Source organism: Leucobacter holotrichiae (genome assembly GCF_055791005.1).
The window spans coordinates 359,061-371,489 of record NZ_JBVUAC010000001.1 but is presented as its reverse complement, the minus strand read 5'-3'; the positions used below and the strand labels follow the sequence as shown (position 1 = coordinate 371,489).

The window sequence follows — 12,429 nt, the reverse complement described above, 5'->3', positions numbered from 1 at the left end:
TGTGGTCGATCTGCATCAGACCGAGCCCGGTTTGCCGGTCGAGCACCCCTGGCTCGCGCTTTCGCGGTGGAGGATGGCCTGGCGTGCGACCCTGGGGCTGATAACGGTCGGATTGTGCATCGTGATGGTGATGGCGGTCTTCGATCTCGGCACCGGCGATCCGAAGCCGGGCATGGTGCTGAGCCTGGCCGGGTTCGGTGCACCTCAGCTGCTCGTCTTTGTGCTGGTGGCCGCGGTGCTCGGGCCCTGGCTGCGGCGCTACTATCCCTTCAGCCAAGCGCTGCTGTTTGGGGGTATCGGGGTCGGCGCGGCGTTTGTGCTGGCCGTTCCCTTCGAAGTCGTGGCGCAGCTCGCGGATCCGAGTCCCTGGGGCGGGGGCCTGCTGCTCGTGCTCATGATCGCGGGTCTGCCCTTCTTCTTGACCGGCGCGATCGGGTACGGCCTCGCGATCTGGTCGGTGACTCGAAAGGGCGCACGGGTGTTCTGGCCGTTGCTCGCCGCGGTGCTCGCCCTCTACGTCACCCTTTGGGCGCTGCACGCTATCGGGGCGTCGACGTAGCGGCGCCCGGTGGGACTTCGCCACTCCATGACCCCGCCCGGGCGTTGTTTCGGTTTCCAGCCTCGACCTCCGAGCATCTCGAAGTGCTTGAGGGTGTGATGCTTGCGGCAGAGGTGCGCCAGATTGCCGAGCTCGGTGGGCCCGCCCTGTGCGGCAGCCACCGTGTGGTCGATGTCGCAGTGGTCGAGTCGGCGAGTGCACCCGGGGAACCTGCAGCGCTGATCACGTGCCCTCAGCAGACGCCTGAGATCTTCGGATGGGCGGTAGCGATCCACGGTGAGCACCAGGCCGCTGACGGGGTGGGTGAGCACCCGCTCCCATGCGAGGGTGCCGCCGGCGAGCCTGCGGGCGGTCTCGCTGTCGATGGGACCGTAGCCGGCGAGCTCCGCGGGATCGCTGAACGCTGCATCGTCGCCGGAGTCGTCTCCGATGAGGGTGAGTACTGGCACCGAGACCTGAACTCGACCCGAGATCGTGCCCAGAGGGTCGCCGATACCTGACGCCGGCTCGCCCGCGCCGTCGGCGCTGCCTGCGAGTAGCAGCTCGGTCAGCACATCGGCCTGCGCCTGTTGCAGGGTGGGAGCCGCCGGCCCGGCCGTGTGCTCCGGGATCGCCGCATGTCCGACACCGACACCGGCGCCAGTGCCAGCGGCAGCGGCAGCGACAGAGCCATGATCGGCGCTGAGGGTCCGTCTGGCGATACGCGCCAGGCGGTCCTTGATGGCGTAGGCCTCGACCGCTCCGATCGTGGCGCACAGCTCGGCCATGCCGTCTTCGAGGGGCACGACGCGCACCCCGCGTCGCTGCCTGGCGTCGCGGTGCCGCTGGTCGATGTCGCGTTCAGCGAAGCGCTCTGCGATGCGCAGGGCGTGCGCCCGTAGCTGCTGCGCGGTGAGTTCGAGGGCGAGCGGCAGCACCTCTCGCTCGTATGCGGCACAGGCCTGCACGTCGGCGATGATCCGCCCCGCCTCCTCGATGACCTGGGTGTGGCGCAGCGAGAGACGGCCCTCGGAGAACGCGGCGGCGGTCTGGGCGTAGCGCTCGAACAGGCGGTCGGCGTGGCTCATCCGGTGCGCGGCCGCGGTCTGACCGGTGCGGGTCGCGGCAGCGACCTCGGCCTCGACGGCACGGTGGACGAGCTCGCCGTGATCCGCGTGCCCCTCGTCTCGCGCGATCTGCGAGGCGAGTCGGGCCAGACTCGCCAGGTGCATCGCCTTGAGGTACTCGAGCTGCTGCAGTGCGACCTCGATCTGCTCGACCGCACCGATACCCGCGTTCAGCGCGTCGCACTGAGCGTCGGTTATGAGATGGGGGAGAGCTTGCATGGAGCCATTCCATCAGGGACCACTGACACTCATGGGGGCTCGGGCGGAGGGGATATTCCAGAGTTTCGGGAGGATTGTTATTGAGCTGCCTACAAGGGGAAGAAGCGCATGGGCGTCGAGGCGGGCGCGCGCTGCCCGCAGGCGCTGCCGGCGTGCGCTGCCCTCGCGCGCTACCGACGCGCGCTGCCCCGTGCGCGGCCCGCGCGGTCGGCCATGACCGCCCCAGCCCAAGCCCGAGCCCGTCCGGCGCCCACCGAGTTTGCGAGGCATCCCGGCAGCTAATAGTATTAGCCAGATGAACATGATGCGTGTGAGCTGGGGCATGAGCGCCCTCGTCTGGTTCGGTTTCGTGGTGCTCTGGTGCGTGGCGCTCGGCTGGCCGGCCGTGGGGATCGCGATGCTGTTCGCGATCCTGCCCGACGTTCCCCTCATCGACGGTTTCGCCGAGCGGGGCCGCCTCAAGGCCGAGCGTGTGCGCCTCTACAACACGCTGCACTCGATGCCCGTGCCGCTGGCCATGCTCGCGCTCGGCGCCGTCGCATTCTTCATCACCGGCGGGCTCAATGACGGCTTCTGGCCGCTCGCGCTCGCGGGCGCCGTCTGGTTCGTGCACATCGCTGCGGATCGGGCGTTCGGATACGGGTTCCGCGACGCCGACGGCGGCATCATCCCGGTCGGCGGGCCGTTCGGGTGAGCGAGCGCCGTGCGCAGCTGCTGGATCTCGCCGAGCGTGTGCTGGAGCGCGATGGACTCGGGCGCTTCGGCGTGAACGCGGTCGCCCGCGAGGCCGCGATCAGGCCGCCGAGCCTCTACAAGCACTTCTCCGGGGCCGATGACCTCGAGCACGCGCTGATCTCGCGATGGTTCCGGCGGCTCGCGCTCGCATTCGGGGAGGAGGCGGAGAGCGACGCGGATCCGGAGACCGCTCTCGATTCGGAGCCCGCTCCCGCCGCCCTCATAGCGCGCTTCGCCGAAGTGTACCGAGCGAACGCCCTCGCCGCACCCCAGCTCTACCGCCTGGCGACGGAACGCCCCCTCGACCGCTCGCTGCTCGAAGAGGGGGTCGAGGCGGCAGCGATGACTGCGGTGCTCGACGCGCTCGGCGAGACCGCCGAGGATCATGATCGGGCGCGCTTCATCTGGGCTGCAGCGCACGGTCTCGTCTCGCTGGAGCTGGCCGGTCGCTTCCCTCCGGAAGCCGACCTCGACGGACCCTGGCGGATGCTCGTCGAGACGGCCGAGGCCTGAGACCCCGTCCGCCGCTCTCCAGCCCGCCGAGATACGGATCTCGCATACCCGGTCGCGATCCCGCGCGCGAAATTCGTATCTCGGCTCCTGATCACGCGCCCCCGCAATGGCGGGGAAGCGGCCGAACGGCGGGTACGCTCGTAGAGATCGGCGGATCACCGCCGATCGTGTGCGCCCGACCCCGGAGCGCAGAGGAACACGAGTGCCGGCGCAGGTCGGACGCGGGAAGGAAAGGCGGCGGCGTGCACCTCAAGAGCCTCACGCTCAAGGGCTTCAAGTCCTTCGCGCAGCCGACGACCTTCCAGTTCGAGCCGGGCGTCACCGCGATCGTGGGCCCGAACGGCTCGGGCAAGTCGAACGTCGTCGATGCGCTCGCCTGGGTGATGGGCGAGCAGGGCGCGAAGACGCTGCGCGGCGGCAAGATGGAGGACGTGATCTTCGCGGGCACCTCCACCCGCGGGCCGCTCGGCCGGGCCGAGGTGCGCCTCACCATCGACAACTCCGACGGCGCGCTGCCGATCGAGTACTCGGAGGTGACGATCAGCCGCACGCTGTTCCGCAACGGGTCAAGCGAGTACGCGATCAACGGCGAGAGCTGCCGCCTGCTCGATGTGCAGGAGCTGCTGAGCGACTCGGGGCTCGGGCGCGAGATGCACGTGATCGTGGGGCAGGGGCAGCTCGACGCGGTGCTGCGGGCGACCCCCGAGGATCGACGCGGCTTCATCGAGGAGGCGGCGGGGATCCTCAAGCATCGCCGCCGCAAGGAGCGCACCCTGCGCAAGCTCGCCGCGATGGAGACGAACCTCACGCGCTTGAACGACCTGGCGGGGGAGATCCGGCGACAGCTCAAACCCCTGGGGCGGCAGGCCGAGGTGGCGAAGCAGGCACAGTCGATCGCCGCCGAGGTGCGCGATGCGAAGGCGCGCCTGCTCGCCGACGACGTGGCGCGCCTGAGGGGCGAGCTCGATGAACTCGCCAAGGACGAGGCCGAGCGGCACTCGGAGCGCATCGTGCTGCAGGAGCAGGTGGAGCAGAAGCAGCTGCGCATCCAGCGCCTCGAGCAGGATCAGCAGAGCGACGAGCTCGATGCTGCCCGGCGGGTGACCATCGGCCTCGAATCGGTGCAGTCGAAGCTGCGCGGGCTCTATTCGCAGACCCAGCAGCGGCTCACCTTCCTGGCCACGCAGGCTGAGGCGCCCGAGCAGGTGAACCGGCTGACGCGGGCAGCCGTCGACGAGGCTGCGGAGGAGGTGCGTCGGCTCGAGGCGGTGATCCCCGAGGCCGAGGCCGCCTGGGAGCGGGGCGGGTCGGCGACGCGCCGCGCGCAGCAGGCGCTCGATGCGATCGACGAGCACATCGCCGCGCAGAGCGCCCTCGTCTCGAAGCACGACCTGCAGCTGTCGCAGTTGCGGGGCCGGGCCGAGGCCGCCGAGCAGAAGCGGGCGGCGGTCGCGCAGGAACTGGCGCGGCGCGAGCAGGCGGTCGCGCAGGCCGAGGAACGGGCCGAGACCGCACGACGGGAGCTCGCGGACTTCGAAGAGCGGGCGGAAGCCGAGGATCCGGGCGCGAAGGACGCCGACGCGGGGGAGCGGATCGCCGACTGGGACGCGGCGTATCGGGAGGCGCAGGATCGGCAGGGCGACGCCGAGCAGCGGCGCGACGAGGCGCGGGATCGGCTGCACGCCCTCGAGCAGGAGCGCGCCGGACTCGAAGCGCGAGTGAGCGCGCTGACGCGATCCCTCGACCAGCGCGACGCCTCCGGTGCGCTGCTCGCCGATGCCCCCAGCGGCATCGCGGGCCGCGTCTCCGACCACGTGCGGGTGCGGGAGGGGGCCGAGGCCGCCATCGGCGCGGCGCTCGGCGTCTTCGCGGACGCGCTGCTGGCCGAGTCGGAGGCCGCCGCCGGGCTCGCGGTGGCGGCAGCGCACGACCGGGATCTCGGGCGGTTGCGGGCCGTGCTGGCGAGTGCCGGGAGCGGCGCAGGAGACGGGGCGGATCGGGGCGCGAACGCCGCCCCCGAGATCGAGGGGGCGATCCGCGCCGTCGACGTGATCCTCGAGGCGCCGGCCGGGGTGCGAGGGCTTCTCGCACGCAGTTACATCGCGGACGATCTGGAGGCCGCGATCAGCGCCTCGGCCGTGTTGCGCGAGCGGTGGCCGGGGGGCTCGTACACGGTCGTCACCGGCGGGGGAGACGTGCTCACCGAGCACACCGTGAGCGGGGGATCGGCGCTCGCTCCCTCGCGCATCGAGCTCACCGCAGAACTGGAGCAGGCCGAGCAGGCGCGCGCCGAGGTGGCCGAGCGGATCGCGGAGACCGAGATCGAGCTGGTCGAGCTGCGCGAGGCCGCCGCCCGGGCGAAGACCGACGCCCAGCGGGCCTTCGCCGAGCTGCGGGCCGCGGACGCCCGCCTCGCGGAGGCCGCGAAGGAGCGCAACCGGCTCTCGACCCGGGCCGAGGCGGCTCAGGCCGAGGCGGAGCGTGCGCGGCAGTCGCTCGTCGCCGTCGAGCAGTCGATCGAGGCAGCCGCGCAGGAGGCGGAGCGCGCGGCGCAGGCGTTCTCAGAGGCCGAGGCCGAGCCGCGGCCGATTCTCGACGCGAGCCAGCGCGACGAACTGCTCGCCGAAGTCGAGCGAGCCCGAGCGGCCGAGGTCGAGCTGCGGCTCGCGCTCGAGACCGCCCGCGAGCGCGCCCGCGCCGCTGAGGCCCGCCGCGGCGGCCTCGAAGAGCAGTTCGAGGCCGAGCGCCACGCCGCCGAGGAAGCGGCTCGCCGCGCCGTGCTGCGCTCGCGGCAGGCGGCGCAGGCCGAACGCGTGGCCGATATGCTGCCGGCGATCCTCGACGCCTGCGATCGATCCCTCACCGAGGCCCGCCTCGCCCAGCAGACCGCCGAGCAGCAGCGTGCGAAGCACAGCCAGGAGCTCACGCTGCTGCGATCGGAGGAGTCGGAGCTGCGGCGGAAGCTGCAGAGCCTCACCGAGCGGGTGCACGGCGCCGAGCTGAAGAGCTACGAGAGAAAGCTGCAGCTCTCGGCGCTGCTCGAGCGCTCGGGCAACGAGCTCGGGCTCGTGGAGGACGTGCTGATCGCGGAGTACGGACCCGACGTGGCCGTGCCGGTGCACGCCGAGGAAGCCGGGGACGCAGGAGAAGCCGGCGCGGGATCCGCGGATCCCGCGGGCGATCCGGATCCCGAACCCGGGTACGCGAACGCGCTCGAGGCCGAACTGGCCGCGGAGCTCGGACTGGACCAGGACCGGAAAACACCCGAGCAGTCGCCCCATGAGCCCGTCGAATCCACCGTTCCCTACGTGCGCGAGGAGCAGGAGCGGCGGCTCGCGAAGGCCGAGAAGCGCCTCGCGCAGCTCGGCCGCATCAACCCGCTCGCGCTCGAGGAGTTCGCCGCGCTCGAGCAGCGCCACCGATTCCTCGCCGACCAGCTCAAGGATCTCGCCAAGACCCGTTCCGACCTGCTGGCGATCATCGAGGAGCTCGACAGCAAGATGCAGGGCATCTTCGCCGCGGCGTTCGAGGACACCAAGGCAGCGTTCGCCGAGGTCTTCCCGATCCTCTTCCCGGGCGGCTCGGGGGAGATCTCGCTGAGCGACCCCGACGACCTGCTCGGCACGGGCATCGACATGGCGGTGAAGCCGGCGGGCAAGAAGGTGGAGCGCCTCTCGCTGCTCTCGGGAGGGGAGCGCTCCCTCGCCGCCGTCGCGTGGCTCATGGCGATCTTCCAGGCGCGGCCCAGTCCGTTCTACATCGTCGACGAGGTCGAGGCTGCGCTCGACGACGCGAACCTCGGGCGACTGCTGCAGGTGTTCGAGCGGCTGCGCGAGAACTCGCAGCTGATCGTGATCACCCACCAGAAACGCACGATGGAGATCGCCGACGCGCTCTACGGCGTATCGATGCGGCAGGACGGTATCAGCGCGGTCGTGGGGCAGCGGATCGGCCGCGACGAGCAGTAGTGCAGGGCAGCCCGGGGCAGTGGCGCAGGCCCGATAGGATCATGGCATGGCTGAGCGATCCTGGTCCTTCTCGAAAGCGTTCCGCAACCTCTTCACCGGCCCCGAGCTCATCACGGAGGAGACGTGGGACGAACTCGAGAGCGCGCTGATCACGGCCGACTTCGGCCCGGACGTGACCGACTCCATCCTCGATCAGCTGCGCGCCGACGTCGAGCGGCACCGCGTCACCGAGGTGAAGCAGATGCGCAGCATGCTGCGCGACGCGATCGAGGAGCGTCTCGCGGCCTACGATCCCACGCTGCGTCTCTCCGAGCGCCCCGCGGTCATTCTGGTGGTGGGCGTCAACGGCGTCGGCAAGACCACCACCATCGGCAAGTTCGCGAAGTACCTCACCGCCTTCGATAAGCGGATCATCGTGGGAGCGGCCGACACGTTCCGCGCGGCCGCGGTCGAGCAGCTGGGAACGTGGGCGGATCGCGCGGGCGTCGACATCGTGAAGCCGCAGCAGCAGGGCCAGGATCCGGCGTCGGTCGCGTTCCAGACCGTCGAGCGTGCGAAGAACGAGGGCTACGACATCGCGATCATCGATACTGCGGGGCGGCTGCAGACCAAGGGCGGTCTCATGGACGAGCTCGGCAAGGTGAAGCGCGTCATCGAGAAGCAGGTGCCGGTCGCCGAGGTGCTGCTGGTGCTCGACGCGACCACTGGGCAGAACGGCCTCGCGCAGGCCGAGGCATTCATCGAGCACGCCGGTGTGACGGGGCTCGTGCTCACGAAGCTCGACGGCTCGGCCAAGGGCGGCTTCGTGCTGTCGGTGCAGCAGAAGACCGGCCTGCCCATCAAGCTCGTGGGCCAGGGCGAGGGCATCGGCGACCTCACCGGTTTCACCCCTCACGTCTTCGCCCAGCAGCTCGTCGGGTGATCCTGCCCCGCCTTTCGCCATCCTGACCCGAGCACGGGGGCCGGCATTCTCGCTGTCAGCGAAATCCCGCCCGCGGGGTGCGCAGGGGGAGTAGACCGGTAGGTGAGGCCTGACGGCCGAGCCGAACGCTGCGACCGCCGGACCGGATCAGCCCCCAGAAGGGGTCACCATTCGAGAAAGGCAACACCCTTGCAGAACCTCACCGTGCTCGGAACCGGAGTGCTCGGATCCCAGATCATCTTCCAGGCCGCCTACTCCGGCAAGAACGTCGTCGCCTACGATCTGAACGACGAGATCCTCGCGAAGCTCGCGGATCGCTGGGAGTACCTGAAGCCGCTCTACCTGCGGGACCTGCCCGACGCGACTCCGGAGAATCTGGACGCGGCGGTGGGTCGCATCCGTACCAGCTCGGATCTCGCCGATGCGGTGAAGGACGCCGACATCATCATCGAGGCCGTGCCCGAGCGCCTCGACATCAAGCAGCAGACCTGGGAGAAGGTCGCCGCGGTCGCCCCCGAGAGGACGATCTTCTGCACGAACTCCTCGACCCTGCTGCCGAGCGATATCGCCCCGTTCACCGGTCGCCCCGAGAAGTTCCTCGCGCTGCACTTCGCCAACGAGGTGTGGGCGAAGAACACCGGCGAGGTGATGGGCCACCCCGGCACCGACCCCGAGGTGTTCGAGCAGGTCGCCCGCTTCGCCGAGGAGATCGGCATGGTGCCGATCCGCATCCACAAGGAGCAGCCGGGCTACGTGCTCAACTCGCTGCTCGTGCCGTTCCTCAACGCGGCCGCGGCTCTCCTCGTGAAGGGCATCGCCAGCCCGGAGGACATAGACCGCACCTGGAAGATCGCCACCGGTGCCCCCACGGGACCGTTCGAGATCTACGACGTCGTCGGGATGACCACCCCCTACAACCTCGGCAAGGACAGCCCCGACCCTGTGCAGCGCGAGTTCGCCGAGTACATCAAGCGCGAGTACATCGACAAGGGATACCTGGGCAAGGGATCGGGCCGCGGGTTCTACGACTACGAGTAGGTCGGGGGAACCGCGGTGGGCCGGGTAGAATGAACGCGCTATGGCTACTTTCGGAAACCTGTCTGCTCGGCTCACCGAGACCTTCAAGAACCTCCGCGCGAAGGGCAAGCTGTCGGCCTCGGACGTCGACAGCACGGTGCGCGAGATCCGCCGCGCGCTGCTCGAGGCCGACGTCGCGCTCGATGTGGTCAAGGAGTTCACCGCGAAGGTGCGCGAGCGAGCCCTCGGCGACGAGGTCAACCAGGCGCTGAACCCCGCGCAGCAGGTCGTGCAGATCGTCAACGAGGAGCTCGTCGGCATCCTCGGTGGCGAGCAGCGCCGGCTGCAGTTCGCGAAGAACCCGCCCACGGTGATCATGCTCGCCGGTCTGCAGGGCGCCGGTAAGACCACCCTCGCGGGCAAGCTCGCGAAGTGGCTGCGCGATCAGGGCCACACCCCGATGCTGGTGGCCTGCGACCTGCAGCGCCCCAACGCCGTCACCCAGCTGGGCGTGGTCGCCGAGCAGGCCGGCGTCGACATCTACGCGCCCGAGCCGGGCAACGGCGTCGGCGACCCCGTGAAGGTCGCGAAGAACGGCGTCGCCGAGGCCAGGCGCACGCAGCACGACTTCGTGATCATCGACACCGCGGGCCGCCTCGGGGTCGACGCCGAGCTCATGAAGCAGGCCTCCGATATTCGCAAGGCGACCGATCCAGACGAGGTGCTGTTCGTCATCGACGCGATGATCGGTCAGGATGCGGTCGCGACGGCCCGCGCCTTCCAGGAGGGCGTCGACTTCACGGGCGTCGTGCTCACCAAGCTCGACGGCGATCAGCGCGGCGGCGCCGCGCTCTCGATCCGCGGCACCACGGGCAAGCCGATCCTCTTCGCCTCGACCGGCGAGGGCTTGGGCGACTTCGAGCCGTTCCACCCCGATCGCATGGCGAGCCGCATCCTCGACCTCGGCGACGTGCTCACCCTCATCGAACAGGCCCAGCAGGCCTTCGACGAGGAGGAAGCGCGCAAGGTCGCCGAGAAGATCGCGAGCGATTCCTTCACCCTCGACGACTTCCTGGCCCAGATGCAGCAGCTGCGCAAGGCCGGCTCCCTGAAGAAGATGATGGGGATGCTGCCCGGCATGGGCAAGATGAAGGATCAGCTCGACAACTTCGACGAGCGCGAGATCGTGCGCACCGAGGCCATCATCCAGTCCATGACGCGCGCCGAGCGTCAGAACCCCAAGATCCTCAACGGATCCCGCCGCCTGCGCATCGCCAAGGGCTCGGGTGTGACCGTCACCGAGGTGAACCAGCTCGTGCAGCGCTTCGAGCAGGCCGCCAAGATGATGAAAACCGTGGCCCGCGGCGGAGTGCCGCAGATCCCCGGCATGGGACCGATGCCCGGCATGAGCCACGGCGGTAAGAAGAAGCAGCAGGCGAAGGGCAAGGCCAAGAAGCAGTCGGGCAATCCCGCCAAGCGCGCCCAGCAGGCCGCCGGCTTCGCCGCGAAGCAGGCGAGCGGGCCCGCGACCGGCTCCGGCTTCGGTCTGGGCGGCGGAAAGGCGCAGCCGAGCGAGGAGGATCTCGCGAAGCTGCAGCAGATGCTCGGCAAGGGCCTGCGCTGACGGTCCGCGGCTCCGATCCTGCCGGCCGGCTCGCGCTGTTCCGGTCGGAGTGGCCGCGTCGGGTGAGCTGGCGTGAGGTGCGCGACGAGGATCCGTCGACGTTCCGCTCCGCCGCCAGGGGCGCTCTCCTGGTGATCGGCGCCGTGCCCGTCGCCCTGCTCTGCTCCAGTCTCACGGTGGAGATACCGGTGGCGATCCCGCTGCCCGACTGGCTCGACTGGGGGCGCGGGCTGTTCATGATGGTGCTGCTCTGGTTCGCGATCGGGCTCTGGATCTGGGGAGCCGTGCTGCTCTCCATGCCGGCCGACACGCGGCGCGGCATCGCGTTTCAGCGGTTCGCGAGGCAGCGCGGGCTGCAGTACCGGCGCTACGGCATTCTGCCGCGCCGCTGGGGCATCTTCTTCGGCGAGGGGCGGGCGGGAGCGCCGCCCCGCACAGTCGCGCGGCTCGCCCACCGCGAGGACCCGGCCCGCGCGCCGCTCTACCAGTCCCAGTTCGCGCTCGCCGAGGAGGGCCCCGACCGCGGCGAGCTGATGGATCCGCCGCTGCAGATCGCCCTCGCCACCTACACCGGCGGGAAGAGCGACCCCAGGGGGCCGTTCCCGGCGTTCCGCTACCTGTCGATGAAACTGCCGCGCGCGCTGCCGCACCTCATGATCGACGCGCGCCGCAATGGCAGCCTGCGCGCCCTGCTGCCCGGCTCGCAACGGCTTTCGCTGGAGGGCGACTTCGACCGCTACTTCACGGTGTACGCGCCGACCGGATATCAACGCGATGCGCTCGAACTGCTCACCCCGGACGTGATGGTCTGCCTCATCGACCACGGTCGGCGCTGGGATATCGAGGTGATCGAGGATCGGCTCGTCGTGGCCTCGCGCCGTTTCCGCGCGGGTTCGGATCGCTCGGAGGTCACCGCGATGCTGCTCTTCTCCGAGCTCGTCGCGGGGGAGCTCGGGCACCAGGCACGTCACTACACCGACCCGCGGGCCGCGAGGCCGCGCTCGCAGGTGGCGGACGCGGGGCGGCGGCTCCGCCTGCGTTCGGCGGCCTGGACGACGGCCGCTTTCGTGCTCGTCGTCGCGGGGATGCTCGCCTTCCCCCACCTGCTCGGCTGGTGGCTCGACCGGAACTGATCGGGGGCGGATCCGGCCCCGTGCGACCCACCCGCGTAGACTCGGGGGAGATGCCGAAGGGGAGGGGGCGCATGACGAGCGATAAGTCCTGGGCCACGCTGCCCAACGCGATCACGCTGCTGCGCCTGCTGCTCGTCGTTCCCATCGTGCTGCTGCTGATCGAGGGCGCGCGGCCGGTGCTCACCGTGGTGCTGCTCGTGATCTTCGGCGCGAGCGACTGGGTCGACGGCACGCTGGCGCGGCTGCTGAACCAGGTCTCCAGGTTCGGCAAGCTGTTCGACCCCCTGGCGGATCGGATCGGCGTCGTCGCGATCGTGCTCGCGATGATCGCCGCGGGGCTGCTCCCAGCGTGGACGGCGATCGCGATACCCGGCGTCGACCTGGTGCTGCTCGTGGTCTATGTCGTGAAGCGCCCCGAGCGCATTCCCGATGCGAGCCTGCTGGGCAAGGCGCGTACGGCCGTGATGATGGCGGGCCTCGCCGCGGTGGGATTCGGGATCCTGCCCGGCCTCGAGTGGCTCGGCGAGGTCGGGCGGTGGATCACCGCGGTCGGCGTGGTCATGCACGTCGTGGTCGGCGCGGGCTACTTCCGTCTGATGCTCTCGGATCGCCGCCGGGGATGAGGGGCTCTAG

10 protein-coding genes are annotated in these 12,429 nt (G+C 70.2%); 9 read left to right on the top strand and 1 reads right to left on the bottom strand.

Annotated elements, in window-relative coordinates:
* Position 1: 1 nt before the first annotated feature.
* Positions 2–559 carry a hypothetical protein gene (locus AC0KXF_RS01735; RefSeq protein ID WP_473107556.1) on the top strand — a complete coding sequence of 186 codons (558 nt, stop codon included), beginning with the start codon at positions 2–4 and terminating at the stop codon, positions 557–559.
* On the opposite strand, the gene AC0KXF_RS01730 is transcribed toward AC0KXF_RS01735, so the two are convergent.
* Entirely contained in the window at positions 514–1,884 is a 1,371-nt protein-coding gene (locus tag AC0KXF_RS01730) for an HNH endonuclease signature motif containing protein (RefSeq protein WP_473107555.1), read from the bottom strand. The two genes, AC0KXF_RS01735 and AC0KXF_RS01730, sit on opposite strands and share 46 nt — an antisense overlap.
* Positions 1,885–2,179: 295 nt before the next feature.
* Here AC0KXF_RS01730 and AC0KXF_RS01725 point away from each other — a divergent pair, with 295 nt between their 5' ends.
* The 8 genes from AC0KXF_RS01725 (at position 2,180) to AC0KXF_RS01690 (ending at position 12,419) form a co-directional block, all read left to right on the top strand.
* On the top strand, positions 2,180–2,578 hold the full coding sequence (locus AC0KXF_RS01725; protein ID WP_473107554.1) for a DUF4260 family protein: 399 nt from the start codon (positions 2,180–2,182) through the stop codon (positions 2,576–2,578).
* Positions 2,575–3,132 (top strand): WHG domain-containing protein, encoded by a 558-nt coding sequence (locus tag AC0KXF_RS01720; RefSeq protein WP_473107553.1) that lies wholly within the window; start codon positions 2,575–2,577, stop codon positions 3,130–3,132. The genes AC0KXF_RS01725 and AC0KXF_RS01720 overlap by 4 nt, the downstream gene beginning before the upstream one ends.
* A 242-nt stretch (positions 3,133–3,374) precedes the next feature.
* On the top strand, positions 3,375–7,100 hold the full coding sequence (gene smc / locus AC0KXF_RS01715) for a chromosome segregation protein SMC (protein WP_473107552.1): 3,726 nt from the start codon (positions 3,375–3,377) through the stop codon (positions 7,098–7,100).
* 46 nt (positions 7,101–7,146) lie between these two features.
* On the top strand, positions 7,147–8,022 hold the full coding sequence (gene ftsY / locus AC0KXF_RS01710) for a signal recognition particle-docking protein FtsY (protein ID WP_473107551.1): 876 nt from the start codon (positions 7,147–7,149) through the stop codon (positions 8,020–8,022).
* 189 nt (positions 8,023–8,211) lie between these two features.
* Positions 8,212–9,060, top strand: a complete 849-nt coding sequence (locus AC0KXF_RS01705) for a 3-hydroxyacyl-CoA dehydrogenase (RefSeq protein ID WP_473107550.1) — start codon at positions 8,212–8,214, stop codon at positions 9,058–9,060.
* A 40-nt stretch (positions 9,061–9,100) separates the two neighbouring features.
* Positions 9,101–10,663, top strand: coding sequence for a signal recognition particle protein (ffh, locus tag AC0KXF_RS01700; protein ID WP_473107549.1), 1,563 nt, complete (start codon positions 9,101–9,103; stop codon positions 10,661–10,663).
* 62 nt (positions 10,664–10,725) lie between these two features.
* The gene (locus AC0KXF_RS01695; RefSeq protein WP_473107548.1) at positions 10,726–11,796 is read left to right on the top strand and encodes a hypothetical protein; all 1,071 of its coding nucleotides are present in this window, start codon (positions 10,726–10,728) and stop codon (positions 11,794–11,796) included.
* Positions 11,797–11,846: 50 nt separating this feature from the next.
* On the top strand, positions 11,847–12,419 hold the full coding sequence (locus tag AC0KXF_RS01690) for a CDP-alcohol phosphatidyltransferase family protein (RefSeq protein WP_473107547.1): 573 nt from the start codon (positions 11,847–11,849) through the stop codon (positions 12,417–12,419).
* Positions 12,420–12,429 lie beyond the last annotated feature (10 nt).

Coding starts and splice junctions, on each gene's coding strand:
- AC0KXF_RS01730 (WP_473107555.1), bottom strand. CDS start 1,884: ATGCAAGCTCTCCCCCATCTCATAACCGACGCTCAGTGCGACGCGCTG.
- AC0KXF_RS01725 (WP_473107554.1), top strand. CDS start 2,180: ATGAACATGATGCGTGTGAGCTGGGGCATGAGCGCCCTCGTCTGGTTC.
- ftsY (WP_473107551.1), top strand. CDS start 7,147: ATGGCTGAGCGATCCTGGTCCTTCTCGAAAGCGTTCCGCAACCTCTTC.
- ffh (WP_473107549.1), top strand. CDS start 9,101: ATGGCTACTTTCGGAAACCTGTCTGCTCGGCTCACCGAGACCTTCAAG.
- AC0KXF_RS01690 (WP_473107547.1), top strand. CDS start 11,847: ATGCCGAAGGGGAGGGGGCGCATGACGAGCGATAAGTCCTGGGCCACG.